Source organism: Geomonas edaphica (assembly GCF_004917075.1).
Lineage (GTDB): Bacteria > Desulfobacterota > Desulfuromonadia > Geobacterales > Geobacteraceae > Geomonas > Geomonas edaphica.
Window position 1 is genome coordinate 85721 of sequence record NZ_SSYB01000005.1, and the last position, 17674, is coordinate 103394.

Below are 17674 nucleotides of genomic sequence, written 5' to 3' on the forward strand. Positions count from 1 at the left end.
TCAACGGGCGATGCCCGGTCATGCCGGGGAGACGCTGATGCGGGGAGCCTGCAGCCTGCGCCCGATAATGGCGCTGTGCCGGGAGCGGAGCTCAGCCAGGTCCCCTTCAAGAAAGGCGAGCCCGCTGCGGTCCGGGGTAGCCTCCAGGTAACGGTCGACCAACTGCCCCATGAAAAGGTTGTAGCTTCTGGTGGAAGAGCCGTGCGCGTAGTTCCTGCCGGGAAAACGGCGGATATCGCCGTCGCATGCGGGGGAGATGTGGTACAGCTCGTGGAAGATGGTGATCAGCTTCTCCCGGAAAGGGAGCTCGAGAAAGCGGGGGACCAGGAAATAGATGACGTAGAGCATCTCTTCGCCGCGGTGGGTGATGCTCGGCATGGTGCACAGCACGCTGCGTCGGCCGCGCCGCGCCTTTACGGAGCGCTCCCCCCCTTCAAAGCGCAGTGGGTGGATCTTGGCGAGACTGCCGCCGCGGCTGGCCCTGCCGCTGGAGACGCAGACCAGAAGCTTCTCAGGGGCGATGTGTTGCAGCTCCGGGGTGCGGGCGACTATATCGCGGATCAGCCGCTCCAGCTCCCCGGTCAGGTTCAACGTGGTCATTGCACTCCGGACAGTTTCAGCTTGTGGCAGAAGAGGCAGCGCATTGGCCCGTCCTTGGGTTTAACCGGGTGTTTGGCCGGGAATGGGATGCCACCGGGGTCGGTGTTGTGGCAGGCAGGGCAACCCTTGTCTGCTTCCATCTTGCTGCCGGTCTTTTTGAATAGCTCATAGGACGGTTTGTGGGCATCGTCGAGGGGGACCCGCTTGGTCTTCTCCTCGCCCGAAATGAGATAGAAACCGAATAAAACGACGGCTACCAAGCCGATGAAGATCAAGTCTTTCTTGCCGATACGCATGTACCCTCCGGGGATTGAATGTAGCGGCGAGGTTAAACGGGCCGCTTCGAAAATTCAAGCAAAAAACCAACGGCCTAACGCAAAGACGCAAAGCCGCGGAGACGCAAAGAGAATCTTTTGAAGGTTTTAAATCCTAAGGCTTTTAGTGCTTTCTTAGCGTCTTGGCGCCTTCGCGTCTTTGCGTTAAAGCCTTTAAAGCCTTTGAAGCCTCTGACGCCTTTGTTTAACCGTTCGAGGCGCAACCGATGGCCCCGTTGTGCTGGGGATGTTTCGGGATGATGATCTCCATGCCGCACTGTGCCCGCAAAAGGGTGATCATGGCACTGTTTAAGGCGACCCCACCGGTGATGACCAGGGTGTCGGAAGGGAAGCGCTTCAACATCGGCATGACCCGCTTCACCAGGGTGAGGTTCACACCGGCGCACAGCCGCGCTACCGGGTAACCACGCAGGATCTGGCCGATCAACTCGCTCTCGCCGAAGATGCCGCAGGTCGCGTCCAGCGCCACCGGCTCGTCGCAGTGGGAGGAGAGCTCATCGAGGCTCACCTCTAGGACGGATGCCATGTTCTCCAGGTAGCGACCGCTCGAGGCGGCGCACTTGTCGTTCATGACGAAGTCGGTGAGGCGACCCGCCACCACCTGGGCGACCTTGGTGTCCTGCCCACCCATGTCGAGCAGGGTGAAATCGGCAAGCCCGGTCTGGGTGCGCGCCCCGGCAACGTGCGCCTTTATCTCCGAGATGACGCGCGCCCCGTGCAGATTGATGCTGTTTCTGCCGTAGCCGGTCACCGTGATCTGCGCCTCGCGCAGCTCGTCTGCGCTGAAGATGCCGCTTCCTTCAAGATCCAGCGAGAGCTCGTCGTCGACGATGCGGCCGTACTTCTTGTAAAAGGCAATGGTATCGAGATCGGCGAGGCGCAGGATCTCGCCGCCGCGCATGAGCGCGAACTTTGCCTTCCTGCTTCCCAGATCAATTCCTATTCTCAAAGCTTCTGACACCTGAACACATCTCCTGTCACTACCTGCTGGGCCACTCTATCTGAGTTGAACGGCCATCTCTTTTCTCGTCCCCGTTTGCTTGCCAATTGGGGACGCCATTGTATATTTGGTCACGGACTTGCCATTGCCGGAGGTCCGCTTCAGTTACGATCCTCGAGTAATTCCAGAAAACCTTCCAGCCTGATCTTCGTCCTTGCGTCGACGTTGCCGGGCTTGTCACCCTCCAGCGTCAGTATCGGGAGCTTGATGCTCTTTCTGAGCACCATGTCCTCGATCTGCCTGAAGCAGAAGGACTGCACATAGTGGATCACCCCGTCCACCTTCCTCTTTTGCAGCTCACCGCTGATGTCGCCGATGCGGTGAAAGATATCGTAGGGGTAGCTGTAGGCGCGGTACTGCTCCACCAGGTCCTCTATGCCGTAAGGCATGCTGAACTGCCGCTGGGTCTCGTTGAAGACGACCCTCGCGCCGATTTCCTCGAGGAAGTCGTAGAGCCCGGAGACGATGGGGGGGACGCCGAGAAAGGCCAGCCTGATGGGCTCCTTTCTTTCGGGCCGCTGCACCGCCTTGGCCAGGAAGGCATCAACCTCGGCCTCGAAAGCGTCGAGGTCGCCGTTCATGTCGGAGGTGCAGACCTGGAAGTAGTGGTTCTCCTCGCCGGTGACCCGGTTCTCCTGCCAGGTAAGGCGGTCGATCTCATGCACCTTGGCCCTGATCCGGTCCAGACGCTTCTTGGCGGCGTTGACCTCGTCCCAGCCGACGCCGAAATAAGACATGAGCTTCTCGATCTCGGCCTTGAGCGGGGCTGCCTCCCGGGTGCCGGGGTAGGCAAAGGGGTAGACGCGCACGCCGTTTAGCGAGAGCACCTCCATTAGGGCCTTCGTGTAGCTGCAGTCCCCTTCGGTCACGGCGACCATCTCGGTGATGCCGCTTGCGACAACGGAGCCGTAGATACCCTTGATCCAGGCGCATACGTTTCTGGGGAAGCCGGTCAGCTCGGCATCTTCTATCAGCGAGGCTTTTTCGGGATGGGTGATGAAGATGTTGTTCAGGTCGATGGGGGCCACCCCCGCCGCGATCAGGACTTCCAGCGGAATGGTGGTGGTAAAGCCTACTCTGCGCAAAAGGTCTACTCCGTCTTGATGAAGAATAAATAGATGAGGAACGCGCCGATGGCGAGCCCGCCGAAGGCGAAGGGAAGGGTCGTGGAAAGGTTCAGCGCGCCCCCTTCCACCGGCATGGTGAAGTGGATCAGAAGCAAAAGGGAAAAGGTCGTGAAAAGCGCGGCAAGCACGAATTTCGACTTGCGAACCACTGCGTAGAAGGCAACGATCAAAAAACCGAAGACGAACCAGGGATTCGAGATCGCGCTCTTCACGGTCAGGTGCCGCGCGAAATCGACCATGTTTGCCGTTTCAAAAGGCGCGAGCTTTTCGGCGAGGTTCTGCAAGAAGGTTGCTTTGTCCATGTTTTCTCCTGGCAACCGCTAGATTATATGCATATCGGGTATTTTGGCAAGAAGTTAAACCTGCGGCATTTTACCAACCTCACCTCAAGACTCGGCAGTGCATGCCGGGAAGGAGTCCCACCCATGGAAGATCTCAAGTCGACACCTCTACGCGCAGCTCACGAGGGGCTCAAGGCGCTCATGGCCCCCTTCGGGGGATGGCTCATGCCGATCCAGTACGCAGGGATTATCGCGGAGCACAGGTGGTGCCGGGAGAGGGCGGCCCTTTTCGACATCTGCCACATGGGCGAGTTCCTTTACAAAGGGGACATCGTCGAGGACGGGCTGGAAGGGGTCTTCACCTTTTCGGTAAAGACGATCGCGGTCGGACGCTCTCGCTACGGCTTCCTCTTGAACGAGGATGGAGGCGTGATCGACGATCTTATCGTCTTCAGGCTTGCCGAGGATGAGGCGATGATTGTGGTGAACGCGGCGACCACAGGCAACGACTTTTCCGTGATCCGCTCCCGCCTGAAAAACCCCGCCGTGTTGACCGACATCTCTTCCCGGACCGGGAAGGTCGACCTGCAGGGCCCGCTGTCGCGCGAGATCATGGTCCGACACTTCGGGCCGCAGATCGTGGACATCCCGTTCTTCAAATTCATCAGGACCCGCATTCTCGATGAGGACGCCATCGTGAGCCGCACCGGGTACACCGGCGAGCTAGGCTACGAGATTTTCCTTCCCGCCGACAAGGTGGCCCGGCTTTGGGAGATCCTGCTGCAGGAGCCCGATGTAGCACCGGCTGGGCTCGGGGCACGCGACCTGTTGCGCCTCGAGATGGGTTACTCCCTTTACGGCAGCGACCTCGACGAGGGGATCACGCCGCTTACCGCCGGCCTTTCCTCTTTCGTGAACATGGACAAGGAGTTCATCGGCAAGGGGGCGCTGCAGCGCGAGCTGGCGCAGGGCTCCCCCCTGGCGAAGGTCGCCTTCCGGGTAGATTCGCGGCGCGCCCCGCGCCACCATTACGAGATCCTGCACGAAGGGGAAAAGGTGGGAAGCGTCACGAGCGGCGCCTTCTCCCCGATGCTTTCCTGCGGCATAGGGCTGGGGCTCGTGAAACCATCGGTTGCCGCCCTGGGGACGAGGCTTGTCATCCGTCACGAGCGGGTGGAGATGGAGGCGGAGGTGGTCGAGCTTCCCTTCTACACGGGCGGGTCGTTGAGGGCATAGGTCGGCGGCCGGTCTGATAACTCCCCCCTCCCCTTGCGGGAGGGGGCCGGCAAATATAACGTCAGCGAAACGGAGGGATACCATGGCAAAGTTCTTCACGAAGGAGCACGAGTGGGTCGAGATGGCGGGTGGGCAGGCCACGGTGGGGATCAGCGAGCACGCCGCGCATGAACTGGGCGACATAACCTACGTCGAGCTTCCCAAGATCGGCAGGAGCGTAAAGCAGTTCGACACCCTTGCCGGGATCGAGTCGGTGAAGGCGGCAAGCGACATCTACGCGCCGATATCAGGCAAGGTGGTCGAGGTGAACCAGGCGCTCGACGAGGCCCCGGAACTGGTGAACCAGGGGGCGGAAGCCCAAGGCTGGATCTGCAAGCTCGAAGGGGTGGACGAGGGGGAACTCGCCTCCCTCATGGACGCCGAGACCTACGGCACATACCTCAGAGGACTCTAGCGATGGGATACTGTCCGAACACGCCGGATGACATCCGGGAGATGCTTGCCGTGATCGGCGCGGGGAGTGTCGAGGAACTCTTCTCGTCCATACCCGCCGACCTCAGGGCGAGATCCTTCGATCTTCCCCCCGGGATGTCGGAGCTGGAACTCACACGCCACATGAAGGAGAAGGCGGCCGCCTGCGGCGCCGACATCGTCCCCTTCATCGGCGGCGGCATCTACGACCATTTCATCCCCGCAGCCGTCGATCATCTCGCCTCGCGCGCCGAGTTTTACACCGCTTACACGCCGTACCAGCCCGAGTGCGCACAGGGGACACTGCAGGCGCTCTACGAATATCAGAGCACCATCTGCCGCCTGACCGGGATGGAGGCCTCCAACGCCTCGCTTTACGACGGCGGCACCGCGGTCGCCGAGGCGGCGCTCATGTCGCTGCGCATAACCGAGCGGCACAAGGTGATCCTTGACGCAAGCGTGAACCCGCTGCACCGCGAAATCGTTTCGGGATACCTGCACAGCCTCTCCGCGGAAGCGGTGCAGGTGGAGCCGAAGGGGTGCACCTCGGACCTCGACCGCCTCATGGCCTTCATCGACGGAGAAACCGCCGCGGTCATCGTGCAAAGCCCCGACTTCTTCGGCAACGTCCAGGATTTCCGCGCGCTGGCGCAGAAGGCGCACGAGCACGAGGCGCTCCTCATCGTCTCCTGCTACCCGATCGCACTCGGGCTCGTAGCGAGCCCCGGGGAGATGGGGGCGGACATCGCGGTCGGCGAAGGGCAGAGCCTCGGTAACCCGGTCTCCTTCGGCGGTCCGTACTTCGGCTTTATCGCCACCAGGAAGCGTTTCATCCGCAACCTCCCCGGACGCATCGTCGGGGAAACCATCGACCACCAGGCCCGGCGCGGCTTCGTCCTCACCCTGCAGGCGCGCGAGCAGCACATAAAAAGGCATAAAGCGACCTCCAACATCTGCAGCAACCAGAGCCTGTGCGCCCTGCGCGGCCTGATCTTCTGCGCGGCGCTCGGTAAAAAGGGATTCGAGGAGCTGGCCCTTTTGAACTACGACAAGGCGCAGTACGCGAAGTCGGTGCTCGCTTCGGTGAAGGGGGTGGATCTTCTGACCGGCGGCGCCACCTTCAACGAGTTCACCTTGTCCCTTCCCTGGGACGCCTCCGAAGTGGTACAAAGGATCCTCGAAAAAGGGGTGGCGGCGGGCGTCCCGCTCGGCCGGTACTATCAGGGGATGGAAAAGGCGCTGCTGGTCACCGTCACCGAAAAGCGGAGCAAGGATGAGATCGACCGCCTGGCGGTCCTGCTCGAGGAGGCGCTATGGAGCTGATATTCGAGAAATCCGTCTCCGGTCGTTGCGGTGTCCGGGTCCCGTTGAGCGACGTTCCCAAGGCGCCCCCTCTTTCCGAAGCGCTCAGGCGACAGGAGCCGGTACGTCTTCCCGAGGTGAGCGAGCTCGACCTGGTGCGGCACTACACGAACCTTTCGCGCAGGAACTTCTCGGTGGATACCAACTTCTATCCGCTTGGTTCCTGCACCATGAAATACAACAGCAAGGTGAACGAGGACGTGGCTGCGCTCTTCGCCGGCTGCCATCCGGTGCTGGCCCTGCTTCCCGGCGGCGAAAGCCTGGTGCAGGGGCCGCTCTCCCTCGTCCACGGCCTCGAGCGTCAGCTGGCAGAGATCACCGGGATGGACGAGGTGACCACCCAGCCGCTTGCCGGCGCCCACGGCGAGATGACCGGCATCATGGTGATCGCCGCCTACCACAAGGCGCGCGGCGACAACAAACGGAAGTACGTCATCGTCCCTGATTCCTCCCATGGCACCAACCCGGCAAGTGCCGCCATGGCGGGTTACGAGATCGTCACCGTCCCGACCGCCCCCTACGGCGACATGGACCTCGACCTGTACCGTAAGGCGATGAACGAAGAGGTGGCGGCGGTGATGCTCACCTGCCCGAACACCCTCGGGCTCTTCAACCCGCACATCGCCGAGATCTGCGCCATAGCCCACGAGGCGGGTGCGCTCACCTACTACGACGGCGCGAACCTGAATGCGATCCTCGGTAAGGTCCGTCCCGGCGACGTCGGGTTCGACGTGATCCACGTGAACCTGCACAAGACCTTCAGCACGCCGCACGGAGGCGGTGGGCCGGGGAGCGGGCCGATCGGGGTACGTGGGGACCTGGTGCGTTACCTCCCCACACCGAGGGTGGTCCGCCGGGAGGACGGCAGCTTCGCCGTCGAGGACCATCCCGAGGGGATCGGGCGGGTCTCCGATTTCTTCGGAAACTTCGGGATCATGGCGCGCGCCTATGCCTACATCACTATGCTCGGGCGCGAGGGGCTCATCGAGGTGAGCGAGCATGCGGTGCTGAACGCGAACTACATGATGGCGCGGCTCAAGGAGGAGTACGAGCTCCCCTTCGACCAGACCTGCATGCACGAGTGCGTCTTTTCGGCGAGCCGCCAGGTGGAACACGGCGTGCACGCCATTGACGTCGCGAAGTACCTGGTCGATCGCGGCTTCCATCCCCCCACCGTCTACTTCCCGCTCAACGTGAAAGAGGCGATCATGATCGAACCGACCGAGACCGAGAGCAGGCAGACCATGGACGCCTTCATCGAGGTGATGCTCGAGGCGGCAAGGCTTGCGAGGGAAAACCCCGAGCGTCTGCAAGAGGCCCCGGTGACGACTCCGGTCGGGCGCCTGGACGAGACCCGGGCTGCAAGGGCACAGCAGGTTTGTTGCGAGTGATAAAAAGCTCAACGCAAAGACGCGGAGCCGCCAAGGCGCAAAGGAAAACCTTTTGATATCTTCCCGTACACTCTCCCAAAGGGCGGGTGAGGGCGTTGCCACGAAGCGAGGAGATAACATATGCCGAGTTGAAAGGTTTGCCTGTTTTTCCCCTGTTTCAGTTTTCTTTGCGTCTCCGCGGCTTTGCGTCTTTGCGTTAAGTTTGTGAGGTTTTAATTGATATCAGAAACTAAGACTACATGGCGACTCATCGATACCGGCCCCCTGGACGGCCCGGGTAACATGGCCCTGGACGAGGCGCTTCTCAACTGTTTCCAGAAGGACCCGGCGCGTCCCGTACTGCGCCTTTACGGCTGGAGCCCCGCCGCACTTTCCGTCGGGCGCTTCCAGGACGCGTCCGCGGCCCTCGATCTCGATCTCTGCCGGGAAGAAGGTATCCCGGTGGTGCGCCGCATGACCGGCGGCGGCATCATCTACCACGCCGCCGAGGTCACTTACAGCATAGTCTGTGCCCCCGACCACCTGGGGAGCGCCGGGGTGAAGGACGGATTCAGAAAGCTCTGCGGATTCCTGCTCGGCACCTACGAACGGCTGGGGCTCGATGCCCGCTTCGCCGTCGACCTGAACCCCTCCGAGGAACGCTTAGGCGAGCGGACCGCCTTCTGCTTCGCCGGGAAGGAGGAGTTCGACGTGGTGGTGAATGATCGCAAGATCGGCGGCAACGCCCAGCGCAGGCTCTCCGGCGCCATCCTGCAACACGGCTCCATACCGCTGGAAAGCCGGGTGCAGGAGGGGCTGCGCTACCTGAAGGAGCCGGCCCCGGGGGCGGCACGCTCGGTGAGCCTCGCGGAACTGGGGCTAAGGCCGGAACCGGAGGAACTGAAAAAACTTCTCGTGGCATCGTTTGAGGAGCGCCTGGGCGTTGAGCTCGCGGCGCAAGATCTCACCCCTGAGGAGGCTGTTGTCGCGAAGAAGCTTGAAGAGCACAAGTACCGTTGCCGGCAGTGGACCCTCGAGGGACGCTGCTGATGCAGGAAAAGAGGGATAGGGTGGAAACTGTGGACCAGTTGCGAAAGCCGGAATGGCTGCAGAAGAAAATTACTCCGGCGGCCCACGCGGAGATGGAAGGGCTTTTGAAGGAGCTCAACCTGAACACGGTCTGCCAGCAGGCGCGCTGCCCGAACATAACGGAATGCTTCCGCCAGCGGCAGGCGACCTTCCTGATCCTAGGGCGCGCCTGCACGAGGCTCTGTTCCTTCTGCTCCGTCTCGAAGGAAACGCCGCTTCCCGCGGAACAGGGGGAGCCGGCCGCGGTGGCTGAGGCGGTCTGTCGCCTGAAACTCTCCCACGTCGTCATCACGAGCCCCACCCGCGACGATCTTCCGGACGGCGGCGCCCGCCATTACGCCGAGACCGTTGCGGAAATCCGCAAGGCCTCTCCCGCGACCAAAATAGAACTGTTGATCCCCGACCTGCGCGGCGATCTGGAGGCCCTCAAGGTGGTGCTGGCAAGCGAGCCGGACATCCTCGGGCATAACCTGGAGACCGTTCCCCGGCTTTACGCGATCCGTTCCGGCGCCGATTATCAGAGGTCCCTGAAACTGCTGGACGATGCGCACCGGCTGAGGCCGGATCTCAAGACGAAGTCGGGGCTCATGCTCGGGCTTGGCGAGGAGGAAGACGAACTCGTAGCTGTCTTCGAGGACCTTGTTGCCGCGGGTTGCAGCTATTTGAGCCTTGGCCAGTATCTCGCCCCCAGTCGGCAGCATTACCCTGTGCAGCGTTTCGTCGAGCCGGAACGCTTCGAGGCGCTGAAGGAAAAGGCGCTTCTGGCCGGCCTCGCCCATGTCGAAAGCGCCCCCTACGTGCGCAGTTCCTACCTCGCCGAACGTTATCTCGCCGCCACTCCATCACCTTCCCGCTGAGGGACAACGGCAACTTCCCGCCCATTGAGGCGGTTTGAAAGCCCCCCTTTGCGAAGGGGGATTTAGGGGGATTTGCAGTTGGTTCATCAAAACCACGTGGGGAACGTGAAGGCCTCGGCGAATAATCATTCGCCTCGACTGTCCCTATCGGCAGCATTCCTACAATAGAATCATCTCCATCCTGCTATTCCTGATTGCCTATCCCGTATATCCTGTGATCATGAGCACTGTAATGGATTGGCAGCTGACCGCCTCCAGGGGGGAATATGCGTGCATTGATTATCGAGGAGAGCGAGGCGAGACGTGTCTTGTTGGAGAAGATGCTGGCGCCTCACTGCGCCGTGGAATCTGCGAGGAACGCAAAGGAGGGGCTGCGAAAGTTTATCGTGAGTTACCAGAGCGCCGATCCGTTTGCCATAGTTTGTACCGCCGATGCACTTTCCGGAATGGGCGGGAATGACCTGGTAAAGCAGATCCGGCGCCTCGAAAAATACTGGCCCGACGAGAAGGTCTCGCCGCGCACCGTCTTTTGTGTCTTTCACGACCGTGCCGGGGAGGATCGGGTCGCCCTCGAGTTCCTGGGCGACCAGTTCATCTTCCACAACGCAACGCAGTTCAATAAGGTGGGGCTTCTTTCCGCCATCGGATTCAGCCGTGGGGTCTGGTCCAGTTTTCGTACCCTTTCGGCGCGGGCGGCCGCCTCGGCGAGAGGACACGCTGAAGTGCGGTGGTGGCAGTAACGTGAAGTCTTTATAGCGATATTCCAGCTGTGCAGTGGTGGCTGTCGCAGCTGGTTCGTAGCACGCGCTTCATCTCCTTTTGCTCCAAATTCGGTTCTATCCCAAAGGGAGCAGCCACTGGCAAGGCCAGTGGCTTTTTTTGTCATCACTCCTGCATACTGTCGAGCACATGCTTTAGGTGGGCGAACCCCGAGGCTGCCGTAGGCCAGCCTGCGTAGAAGGCGATGTGCGTTATCGCTGCCACCAGCTCTTCCTTCGTTAGTCCGTTTTCCAGCCCCTTTTTGAGGTGGAACTCCACCTGCTCGATCCGGTTCAGCGCCACGAGACAGGTGACCGTGATCAGGCTCTTGTCCCGCGGCGAGAGTTCCGGGCGCTCCCATATTTCGCCGAAAAGGAAATCCTTGGTCAGTCTCGCGAACTCCGGTGCAACCGCCTCCAGATCGCTCATCCCTTTACCTTCTTCTTGCTTTGACATCGTCGCCTCCGTGTTTATCTCAAGCAGCCTCTGCTATGCCTAACTTCTGCAGCCACTCCGACAGTTTCTCTCCTGCTCTTCTGACCTCTCCCCCGCGAATGGCTATGCCGTCGAGCACGGTCGCGCCCGGGCAGAGCTCCGCGATCTCCTTTGCGCTTCGCCCGAGACCAGTCCCTTCATGGGTGATGAACGGGAAGATGGCCTTGTCCGTCAGGTCGTGTCCGGCTAGAAAGGTCATCACCGGCGGCGCCACCGTATTCCACCAGTTCGGAGAGCCGACGAAGATGATGTCGTAATCGGCCGGGTCCGCTGCCGTTACCTTCAGTTCGGGCCGGTGACGTGACTGCAATTCCCGCTTAGCCTGGGCGACGACTGTGTCGTAATCTTGCGGATAGGGGCGGGCCGGGATCAGTTCCAGCAGGTCGCCCCCAACCCTTTCGTTGATCTGCCTGGCGCATTCCCGCGTATTGCCGGAATGAGAGAAATAGACGGTCAATACATTCCAACTTCCTATGGTTTTTTTGCTTTTATTGCTCATCAATCATCCTCTTTTGCCCAAGCCGTCGATGCCCTGACCGCCGCCGGGGCAACTAAAGTTCAGCAGCGCCCCCGCCTTGTAGTACTGGGTGGGCATCACCTTTAAGGCCCTGCGGTCGAGTAGTCGGGTCTACTGGGGCCCACCATCGCCTGACATTTGCGGGATAAAGCGCATAAACCGGCTCTCCCATCAGCGGCATCGAGACGCGTATGCTGCGCGCCTGTGCCAGATGAAGGATGCGCTCGAACGGTTCCTGCCAACGGTGCATAGATAGGTCGAAAGTGCCGTTGTGGATCGGGAGCAGGATCTTCCCCTTCAGATCGATGTGTGCCTGTATCGTCTCCTCCGGCATCATGTGGACGCCGGCCCAATGCTCGTTGTAGGCGCCCGCTTCCAGCATGGTCAGGTCGAAGGGGCCGTATTCGTCGCCGATCCTTTTGAACCCCGAGAAGTAGCCGGAATCGCCGCTGAAAAAGACCCGGAAGCCGGGGGCGAGCATCACCCAGGAGCCCCACTGGGTATTGTTTCTGCCGAAGAGGCCCCGGCCGGAGAAGTGCTGCGAAGGAGTTGCGGCGAAAAGGACGCCGCCGATCTTGATCGACTGCCACCAGTCCAACTGCCGGATCTTCTCAGAGGGGACCCCCCACTCGGCGATGATGTCGCCCACCCCGGGCGGCGTCATGAAGTACTCGGTTTTCTTGGCCAGCGCGACGATGGAGCGCCGGTCCAGGTGGTCGTAGTGATCGTGGGAGATGATCACCCCTTTTATCGGGGGAAGCTCTTCGATGCTGATCGGCGCCTTGTGAAACCTGAGCGGTCCGGCAAAAGAAATCGGCGATGCGCGGTCGGAGAACACCGGGTCGGTGAGCCAGAACGCGTTATGAAGCTTCAAAAGAACGGTAGAGTGCCCGAGCCGGAAGACGGTGTTGTCGGGTGCCGCGAGCAACTGCTCACGGGACATCTTACGGACCGGAATTTCCCCGGTGGGAACGGTGCCGGCGGGCTTGTTGAAGAAGAAGTTCCACATCACCCGGGCGCTTTCAATGAAGCTCCCCGTCGACATCACCGCCGCGTTCTGTTGCGGAGAGTGGTTCGGGCTTTTCTGCCCGGATGCGCTGCTGTCGTTGATAGATGCTGCCGCCATGGCGGTTAGGCCTCCAATACACAATACGGTGAAGACGTATCTTCCCGCCAGGGAGCCGGGATCGCTCCGGGCGGGAAGAAGATGGGGGCGGCGCCGGGTCCATTGGCGGACCCGGCGCCTCACTGCGTGCAGTAACCACATGGGGATTATTCGGATTTGAGGGAGGCCATGTCGATGGAGAAACGGTACTTCACGTCCGACTTCACCAGCCTCTCGTACGCCTCGTTGACCCGCTGGATCGGGATGATCTCCACGTCGGAGGTGATGTTGTGCTTGCCGCAGAAATCGAGCATTTCCTGGGTCTCGGCAAGCCCACCGATCAGCGAACCTGAGACGCTGCGCCTACCGAACAGAAGGGCGAAGGAGGAGAGCGCGAGCGGTTTGTCCGGCGCGCCTACCAGGGTGATGTTCCCTTCAAGTCCGAGCATGTTGATGTACGCGTTCAAGTCATGATCTGCCGCGACGGTGTCCAGGATGAAGTTGAAGGTCCCCGCGTGCTGTTTCATCTGCTCGGCGTCGGTGGAGATGATCACCTCGTCGGCACCCAGGCGCAGCGCATCTTCCTTTTTGCCGAGCGAGGTGGTGAAGACCACGACGTGGGCGCCGAAGGCCTTGGCGAACTTGACCCCCATGTGCCCGAGGCCGCCAAGACCGACCACGCCGACCTTTTTCCCCTTGATGTCGCCCCAGCGGTGGATCGGGGAGTAGGTGGTGATTCCGGCGCAAAGTAGCGGTGCGACCCCGGCAAGTTCCAGGTTCGCCGGAACGTGCAGCACGAAGTGCTCATCCACGACGATGCTGTCCGAGTAACCGCCGTAGGTGACGCCGCCCAGGTGTTTGTCGGGAGAGTTGTAGGTGAAGGTCGCGTTGCCGCAGAACTGCTCGAGGTCCGCCTTGCAACTCGGGCAGGTGTGGTCGGAGTCGACCAGGCAGCCGACGCCCGCTAAGTCGCCTGGCTTGAACTTGGTCACCGCGGAGCCGACCTTGGTTACGCGCCCCACGATCTCGTGGCCCGGAACGCAGGGGTAGATGGTGGGCATGACGCTGTTCCACTCGTCGCGCACCGTGTGCAGATCGGAGTGGCAGATGCCGCAGTAAAGGATTTCGATCTGGACGTCGCGCTCGGTCGGTTCCCGGCGCTGGATGTCGGTGGATACCAGCGGTGCGGTTGCGCTTGCGGCGGAGTAGGCTTTTGCTTTGTACATGGTTTATCCTCCTGTTCGTTCTCGTTGTGTTAGCGGTTGGTCAGCTTTTCCAGCATCTCGGGGTAGCGGCCCCCTTCCACATGGATCTTCGCCGCCGCGCCGTCGATTTCACTCAGGTCCTCGGCGCTCAGGCTGACTTTGGTGGCGCCGATGTTCTCCTCCAGGCGCTCGAGCTTAGTGGTGCCCGGGATCGGTACGATCCACGGTTTCTGGGCCAGCAGCCAGGCGAGGGCGATCTGCGCCGGAGTGGCCTGCTTCTTCGCGGCTATGGTGCCGAGCAGGTCGACCAGCGCCTGGTTCGCCTGGCGTGCTTCCGGCGTGAAGCGGGGGAGGGTGGTGCGGAAGTCGGTGCTGTCGAAGGTGGTACTGGAGTCGATCTTCCCGGTGAGGAATCCCTTGCCGAGGGGGCTGTAGGCGACAAGGCCGATACCGAGTTCTTCCAGGGTGGGGAGGATCTCCTCCTCGGGGCGCCGCCACCAGAGCGAGTATTCATTTTGCAGCGCCGCAACCGGCTGCACCGCATGGGCACGGCGGATGGTCTGCACTCCAGCCTCGGAGAGCCCGAAGTGCTTCACCTTGCCTTCCTTGATCAGCTCCTTCACCGCACCAGCCACCTCTTCGATGGGGACATCCGGGTCGACGCGGTGCTGGTAGAAGAGGTCGATGGTATCGATCCTGAGCCGCTTCAGCGAGGCTTCCGCAACCTCCCTGATGTGTTCGGGACGGCTGTTCAGGGCGGGCGTCGCCCCCTTCATCCCCCTCGGGTCCTTACCCGGTGCTATGTCGAAGCCGAACTTGGTGGCGATCACCACCTTGTCGCGCAGCGGGGCTAGCGCCTCGCCTACCAGTTCTTCGTTGATGAAGGGGCCGTACACCTCGGCCGTGTCGAAGAAGTCTATGCCGCGCTCCACTGCTGTTCGCAGCAGGGTGATCATCTCCTGTTTGTCCTTAGGGGGGCCGTACGAGAAGCTCATTCCCATGCACCCGAGGCCGAGCGCCGAGACCTCGAGACCGCTTTTACCCAATTTTCTCTTTTGCATTCGTTTCTCCTTTTGTCGGACTCAAAACCGCCGGGGTGTCGGGATCGCAGACACATCCGCAAATTCTATCGCAGTGTGACGCATGCTCCATCCCGTAACGCCGGGTAATTCCCTTTTGAGGATGATCAGATCCTACTACCGAGAAAGAGAAGGGAGGTAGACCGATCCTGCCGATTTTTTGCCTGATCCTGTGAATCCTGCGAAAAAAGTTGTAAAGCCGGTGGCGGGTGAGTAGTATGCCTTCAGGGAAGTTGTTGGTAAACACACGGTTAGGCGGTTGGTTGAGGGGGCGGGAGATGGACGCGGCGATCGAGAATTTGAAGCTTAATATTGCACGATGGACCGAAAAGGTGGAGCTTTTCGATACTGCGATCCCCGGACTGTCCCTCTTCAGGCGGGAGGAAGTGACCGAGCCGGTGAGCGGCATGTACGAGCCGAGTGTCTGCCTCGTCGTGCAGGGGGCCAAGCGGGTGAAGCTTGGAGAAGAAACCCTCGTTTACGACGCCAGGCATTTTCTGATCACCTCGGTGCACCTTCCCACGGTGGTCCAGGTCATCGAGGCGAGTCCTGAAAAGCCATATCTTGGGCTGCGGCTGATGCTCGATCTGCGCGAGGTCTCGCAGCTGATGCTCGACAGCAACCTTCCGCAACCGCGCGCGCAGCAGTCGAGTCGCGGTATGGCGGTCGGCGAAGTGACTCATCCTCTCATCAGCGCCTTTGAACGGCTGGTCGACCTTTTGGAGGACGAAAACGACATTGCCATACTCGCCCCGATGATACAGCGGGAAATCATATATCGGCTGCTGGTGGGCGACCAGGGGGCGCGCCTGCGCCAGATGGCTTCGGCTGGGAGCCAGAGCCAGCAGATCGCGCGGGCCATCGACTGGCTGAAAGGTAACTTCGCTACCCCACTGCGTATCGACGATCTGGCGACACGTGTGAATATGAGCACCTCTACCTTCCACCATCATTTCCGGACGCTGACGGCGATGAGCCCGTTGCAGTACCAGAAGATGCTGCGCCTGAACGAAGCCCGACGCCTGATGCTTGCCGAACGGGTCGATGCCACGACGGCAGCCTTCAACGTAGGCTACGAGAGTGCGTCGCAATTCAGCCGGGAGTACAGTCGGTTGTTCGGAGCGCCCCCCTTGCGGGACATCACACACCTTCGGCAGTATGCCGCCGCCGACATTCCGACCTCTGCTTCGGCTTGATCACTTCTTGTCCTGTGTGCTGATGCTCAGGGAACCTTTTTTGTCGCCCATGACGGGTTATGTCGGTACTCATCGACAAGCTGTAGGCAGGCATAGATAAGCTGTCTCTGCTTCGCCAGCAGGCTGTTGGTCCCCATCGGCAAATTGTTGGTTCTCATCGACAAACTGTTAGGTCCTCATCGACAAACTGTTGGTCGCCATCGACGAATTGTAGGTAGTAATCGGCAAATTGCCGGTCGCCATCTGCGAATCGTAGGTCCCCTCCGACGAACTGTCGGCTACCATCGACAAACTGTTGGTCACCATCGACAAACTGTTGGTCACCGCCGACAAACTGTTGGTACCCACCGACAAACTGTTGGTACCCACCGACAAACTGTTGGTCCCCACCGCCGGACTGTTGGTCCCCACCGCCGGACTGTTGGTCCCCACCGCCGGACTGTTGGTCCCCACCGCCGGACTGTTGGTCCCCACCGCCGGACTGTTGGTCCCCACCGCCGGACTGTTGGTCCTCACCGACAAAATGTTGGTCCCCATTGACAGGCTGTTGGTACCCACCGACTCTGGAGGGAGGACAAAAAAAGAGCGGTCGCCTCACTGCGATACTTTGACGTATCGCAGCAGACGCCGCTCTTTTCGTTTTTCAGGTCCGGCTTAGCCTATTCGGCGAGGAGCCTTTTTACGGTCTCTTCCAGTCCCCTTGCGGTCTGGTCCGAGAAACCCTGGAACCTTTCCACCACAATGCCCTTTTTGTTGATCACGAACAGGGTGGGGATGGAGCGCAGCCCGTACTCGGTCTGCAGGTCCTCACCGGCAATGGCAACCGGGTAGCTGACCTTTCTCTCCGCGATGAAGTTCTTGACGTCGCGATCGCTCCCCTCATCGACGCTTACTCCGAGTACCTGCAGCCCCTGCTTGCCGTATTTGGCACGCAGCGAGTTCAGGTGCGGGATCGCTTCCTTGCAGGGGATGCACCAGGTAGCGAAGAAATCCATTACCAGGACATAGCCCTTGTAGTTGTTGAGCGTGATCTGCTGCCCTATGGTGGTGGTCAGCTTGATCGGGGGGGCGGGATCCCCTTTCTGCAGGATGGCTGCTGCAGGCTGGCTGGAGAGCAAAAGCCCTGCGAGTGCCAGGGGGACGGCTTTCATCGCGAACTTCTTGAACAACATCTGCTTTTTCCTTTTTTAGAGAGCTTTCTTGATCAGGGCGTCGAGCTGTGCCTTGGGAATAGCGCCGACAACCTGGTCTACTACCTTGCCGTCTTTGATGAGGATCACGGTGGGGATGCCGCGCACGCCGTACTTGCCGGGTGTCGCCGGGTTATCGTCCACGTTGACCTTGCCTACTTTGACGCGTCCTTCGTATTCGGACGCTACCGTATCGATGAGGGGCGCGATGGCTTTGCAGGGGGCGCACCAGGTGGCCCAGAAGTCTACCAGTACCGGGATGTCGGACTGCAGTACTTCTTTCTCAAAATTGTCATCGGTAAAGGTTTGTACGTTTTCGCTGGCCATTGACCTTCTCCTTTATTAAAAAAGTGGTTTCTACTATAAATGAGCGGATGAAAAAAGCAAGGAGTAATTGCCC

21 protein-coding genes are annotated in these 17674 nt (G+C 60.6%); 8 read left to right on the forward strand and 13 right to left on the reverse strand.

Features of this window, described 5'->3' with window-relative positions; genetic code table 11:
* Nucleotides 1–18: 18 nt before the first annotated feature.
* The 5 genes from E8K79_RS16185 to E8K79_RS16205 all read right to left on the reverse strand — a co-directional run bounded on the left by E8K79_RS16185 (nt 19) and on the right by E8K79_RS16205 (nt 3364).
* Complete coding sequence (locus E8K79_RS16185) at nt 19–600, reverse strand: putative metallopeptidase (protein ID WP_136515643.1); 582 nt, start codon at nt 598–600, stop codon at nt 19–21.
* The gene (locus tag E8K79_RS16190; RefSeq protein WP_136515644.1) at nt 597–896 is read right to left on the reverse strand and encodes a cytochrome C; all 300 of its coding nucleotides are present in this window, start codon (nt 894–896) and stop codon (nt 597–599) included. Before E8K79_RS16190 ends, E8K79_RS16185 begins: the two co-directional genes overlap by 4 nt.
* Nucleotides 897–1119: 223 nt before the next feature.
* Nucleotides 1120–1896 carry an acyl-CoA dehydratase activase gene (locus tag E8K79_RS16195; RefSeq protein ID WP_136515645.1) on the reverse strand — a complete coding sequence of 259 codons (777 nt, stop codon included), beginning with the start codon at nt 1894–1896 and terminating at the stop codon, nt 1120–1122.
* 140 nt (nt 1897–2036) lie between these two features.
* On the reverse strand, nt 2037–3020 hold the full coding sequence (locus E8K79_RS16200; RefSeq protein ID WP_136515646.1) for a 2-hydroxyacyl-CoA dehydratase family protein: 984 nt from the start codon (nt 3018–3020) through the stop codon (nt 2037–2039).
* 5 nt (nt 3021–3025) lie between these two features.
* The gene (locus tag E8K79_RS16205; RefSeq protein WP_136515647.1) at nt 3026–3364 is read right to left on the reverse strand and encodes a hypothetical protein; all 339 of its coding nucleotides are present in this window, start codon (nt 3362–3364) and stop codon (nt 3026–3028) included.
* A 123-nt stretch (nt 3365–3487) separates the two neighbouring features.
* Here E8K79_RS16205 and gcvT point away from each other — a divergent pair, with 123 nt between their 5' ends.
* From gcvT to E8K79_RS16240, 7 genes are all read left to right on the forward strand, one after another.
* Nucleotides 3488–4579 (forward strand): glycine cleavage system aminomethyltransferase GcvT, encoded by a 1092-nt coding sequence (gene gcvT / locus E8K79_RS16210; RefSeq protein ID WP_136515648.1) that lies wholly within the window; start codon nt 3488–3490, stop codon nt 4577–4579.
* 82 nt (nt 4580–4661) lie between these two features.
* On the forward strand, nt 4662–5033 hold the full coding sequence (gene gcvH, locus E8K79_RS16215) for a glycine cleavage system protein GcvH (protein ID WP_136515649.1): 372 nt from the start codon (nt 4662–4664) through the stop codon (nt 5031–5033).
* Nucleotides 5034–5035: 2 nt separating this feature from the next.
* On the forward strand, nt 5036–6373 hold the full coding sequence (gcvPA, locus tag E8K79_RS16220) for an aminomethyl-transferring glycine dehydrogenase subunit GcvPA (RefSeq protein WP_136515650.1): 1338 nt from the start codon (nt 5036–5038) through the stop codon (nt 6371–6373).
* A complete protein-coding gene (gene gcvPB, locus E8K79_RS16225; RefSeq protein ID WP_136515651.1) occupies nt 6364–7803 on the forward strand; it encodes an aminomethyl-transferring glycine dehydrogenase subunit GcvPB in 1440 nt (479 codons plus the stop codon). The genes gcvPA and gcvPB overlap by 10 nt, the downstream gene beginning before the upstream one ends.
* A 282-nt stretch (nt 7804–8085) precedes the next feature.
* Nucleotides 8086–8832: a lipoate--protein ligase family protein gene (locus tag E8K79_RS16230; protein ID WP_136516003.1), complete on the forward strand. Its 747-nt coding sequence runs from the start codon at nt 8086–8088 to the stop codon at nt 8830–8832.
* Complete coding sequence (lipA, locus tag E8K79_RS16235) at nt 8832–9728, forward strand: lipoyl synthase (protein WP_136515652.1); 897 nt, start codon at nt 8832–8834, stop codon at nt 9726–9728. The genes E8K79_RS16230 and lipA overlap by 1 nt, the downstream gene beginning before the upstream one ends.
* A gap of 266 nt (nt 9729–9994) precedes the next feature.
* Nucleotides 9995–10468 (forward strand): response regulator, encoded by a 474-nt coding sequence (locus E8K79_RS16240; RefSeq protein WP_136515653.1) that lies wholly within the window; start codon nt 9995–9997, stop codon nt 10466–10468.
* 145 nt (nt 10469–10613) lie between these two features.
* Here E8K79_RS16240 and E8K79_RS16245 read toward each other — a convergent pair whose 3' ends face one another.
* The 5 genes from E8K79_RS16245 to E8K79_RS16265 form a co-directional block, all read right to left on the reverse strand.
* Nucleotides 10614–10943: a carboxymuconolactone decarboxylase family protein gene (locus tag E8K79_RS16245; RefSeq protein ID WP_136515654.1), complete on the reverse strand. Its 330-nt coding sequence runs from the start codon at nt 10941–10943 to the stop codon at nt 10614–10616.
* Nucleotides 10944–10962: 19 nt separating this feature from the next.
* Nucleotides 10963–11481 carry a flavodoxin gene (locus tag E8K79_RS16250; protein ID WP_198419835.1) on the reverse strand — a complete coding sequence of 173 codons (519 nt, stop codon included), beginning with the start codon at nt 11479–11481 and terminating at the stop codon, nt 10963–10965.
* Nucleotides 11482–11533: 52 nt separating this feature from the next.
* Nucleotides 11534–12625 (reverse strand): MBL fold metallo-hydrolase, encoded by a 1092-nt coding sequence (locus E8K79_RS16255; RefSeq protein ID WP_198419836.1) that lies wholly within the window; start codon nt 12623–12625, stop codon nt 11534–11536.
* A 146-nt stretch (nt 12626–12771) separates the two neighbouring features.
* The gene (locus E8K79_RS16260; protein ID WP_136515656.1) at nt 12772–13830 is read right to left on the reverse strand and encodes an NAD(P)-dependent alcohol dehydrogenase; all 1059 of its coding nucleotides are present in this window, start codon (nt 13828–13830) and stop codon (nt 12772–12774) included.
* Nucleotides 13831–13859: 29 nt separating this feature from the next.
* On the reverse strand, nt 13860–14870 hold the full coding sequence (locus tag E8K79_RS16265; RefSeq protein WP_136515657.1) for an aldo/keto reductase: 1011 nt from the start codon (nt 14868–14870) through the stop codon (nt 13860–13862).
* A 296-nt stretch (nt 14871–15166) separates the two neighbouring features.
* Here E8K79_RS16265 and E8K79_RS16270 point away from each other — a divergent pair, with 296 nt between their 5' ends.
* Entirely contained in the window at nt 15167–16084 is a 918-nt protein-coding gene (locus E8K79_RS16270; RefSeq protein ID WP_136515658.1) for an AraC family transcriptional regulator, read from the forward strand.
* Between the two features lie 168 nt (nt 16085–16252).
* On the opposite strand, the gene E8K79_RS16275 is transcribed toward E8K79_RS16270, so the two are convergent.
* The 3 genes from E8K79_RS16275 to trxA all read right to left on the reverse strand — a co-directional run bounded on the left by E8K79_RS16275 (nt 16253) and on the right by trxA (nt 17601).
* The gene (locus tag E8K79_RS16275) at nt 16253–16621 is read right to left on the reverse strand and encodes a hypothetical protein (protein WP_136515659.1); all 369 of its coding nucleotides are present in this window, start codon (nt 16619–16621) and stop codon (nt 16253–16255) included.
* A gap of 122 nt (nt 16622–16743) precedes the next feature.
* Nucleotides 16744–17256, reverse strand: a complete 513-nt coding sequence (locus E8K79_RS16280; protein WP_135868565.1) for a TlpA family protein disulfide reductase — start codon at nt 17254–17256, stop codon at nt 16744–16746.
* Between the two features lie 15 nt (nt 17257–17271).
* Nucleotides 17272–17601, reverse strand: a complete 330-nt coding sequence (gene trxA, locus E8K79_RS16285) for a thioredoxin (protein ID WP_129128190.1) — start codon at nt 17599–17601, stop codon at nt 17272–17274.
* Nucleotides 17602–17674 lie beyond the last annotated feature (73 nt).

What these genes read in the sequence shown, in the direction of transcription:
- E8K79_RS16185 (WP_136515643.1), bottom strand. Translation starts at nt 600, where the DNA reads ATGACCACGTTGAACCTGACCGGGGAGCTGGAGCGGCTGATCCGCGAT.
- E8K79_RS16190 (WP_136515644.1), bottom strand. Translation starts at nt 896, where the DNA reads ATGCGTATCGGCAAGAAAGACTTGATCTTCATCGGCTTGGTAGCCGTC.
- E8K79_RS16205 (WP_136515647.1), bottom strand. Translation starts at nt 3,364, where the DNA reads ATGGACAAAGCAACCTTCTTGCAGAACCTCGCCGAAAAGCTCGCGCCT.
- gcvT (WP_136515648.1), top strand. Translation starts at nt 3,488, where the DNA reads ATGGAAGATCTCAAGTCGACACCTCTACGCGCAGCTCACGAGGGGCTC.
- gcvH (WP_136515649.1), top strand. Translation starts at nt 4,662, where the DNA reads ATGGCAAAGTTCTTCACGAAGGAGCACGAGTGGGTCGAGATGGCGGGT.
- gcvPA (WP_136515650.1), top strand. Translation starts at nt 5,036, where the DNA reads ATGGGATACTGTCCGAACACGCCGGATGACATCCGGGAGATGCTTGCC.
- gcvPB (WP_136515651.1), top strand. Translation starts at nt 6,364, where the DNA reads ATGGAGCTGATATTCGAGAAATCCGTCTCCGGTCGTTGCGGTGTCCGG.
- E8K79_RS16230 (WP_136516003.1), top strand. Translation starts at nt 8,086, where the DNA reads ATGGCCCTGGACGAGGCGCTTCTCAACTGTTTCCAGAAGGACCCGGCG.
- lipA (WP_136515652.1), top strand. Translation starts at nt 8,832, where the DNA reads ATGCAGGAAAAGAGGGATAGGGTGGAAACTGTGGACCAGTTGCGAAAG.
- E8K79_RS16240 (WP_136515653.1), top strand. Translation starts at nt 9,995, where the DNA reads ATGCGTGCATTGATTATCGAGGAGAGCGAGGCGAGACGTGTCTTGTTG.
- E8K79_RS16245 (WP_136515654.1), bottom strand. Translation starts at nt 10,943, where the DNA reads ATGTCAAAGCAAGAAGAAGGTAAAGGGATGAGCGATCTGGAGGCGGTT.
- E8K79_RS16250 (WP_198419835.1), bottom strand. Translation starts at nt 11,481, where the DNA reads ATGAGCAATAAAAGCAAAAAAACCATAGGAAGTTGGAATGTATTGACC.
- E8K79_RS16255 (WP_198419836.1), bottom strand. Translation starts at nt 12,625, where the DNA reads ATGGCGGCAGCATCTATCAACGACAGCAGCGCATCCGGGCAGAAAAGC.
- E8K79_RS16260 (WP_136515656.1), bottom strand. Translation starts at nt 13,830, where the DNA reads ATGTACAAAGCAAAAGCCTACTCCGCCGCAAGCGCAACCGCACCGCTG.
- E8K79_RS16265 (WP_136515657.1), bottom strand. Translation starts at nt 14,870, where the DNA reads ATGCAAAAGAGAAAATTGGGTAAAAGCGGTCTCGAGGTCTCGGCGCTC.
- E8K79_RS16270 (WP_136515658.1), top strand. Translation starts at nt 15,167, where the DNA reads ATGGACGCGGCGATCGAGAATTTGAAGCTTAATATTGCACGATGGACC.
- E8K79_RS16275 (WP_136515659.1), bottom strand. Translation starts at nt 16,621, where the DNA reads ATGGGGACCAACATTTTGTCGGTGAGGACCAACAGTCCGGCGGTGGGG.
- E8K79_RS16280 (WP_135868565.1), bottom strand. Translation starts at nt 17,256, where the DNA reads ATGTTGTTCAAGAAGTTCGCGATGAAAGCCGTCCCCCTGGCACTCGCA.
- trxA (WP_129128190.1), bottom strand. Translation starts at nt 17,601, where the DNA reads ATGGCCAGCGAAAACGTACAAACCTTTACCGATGACAATTTTGAGAAA.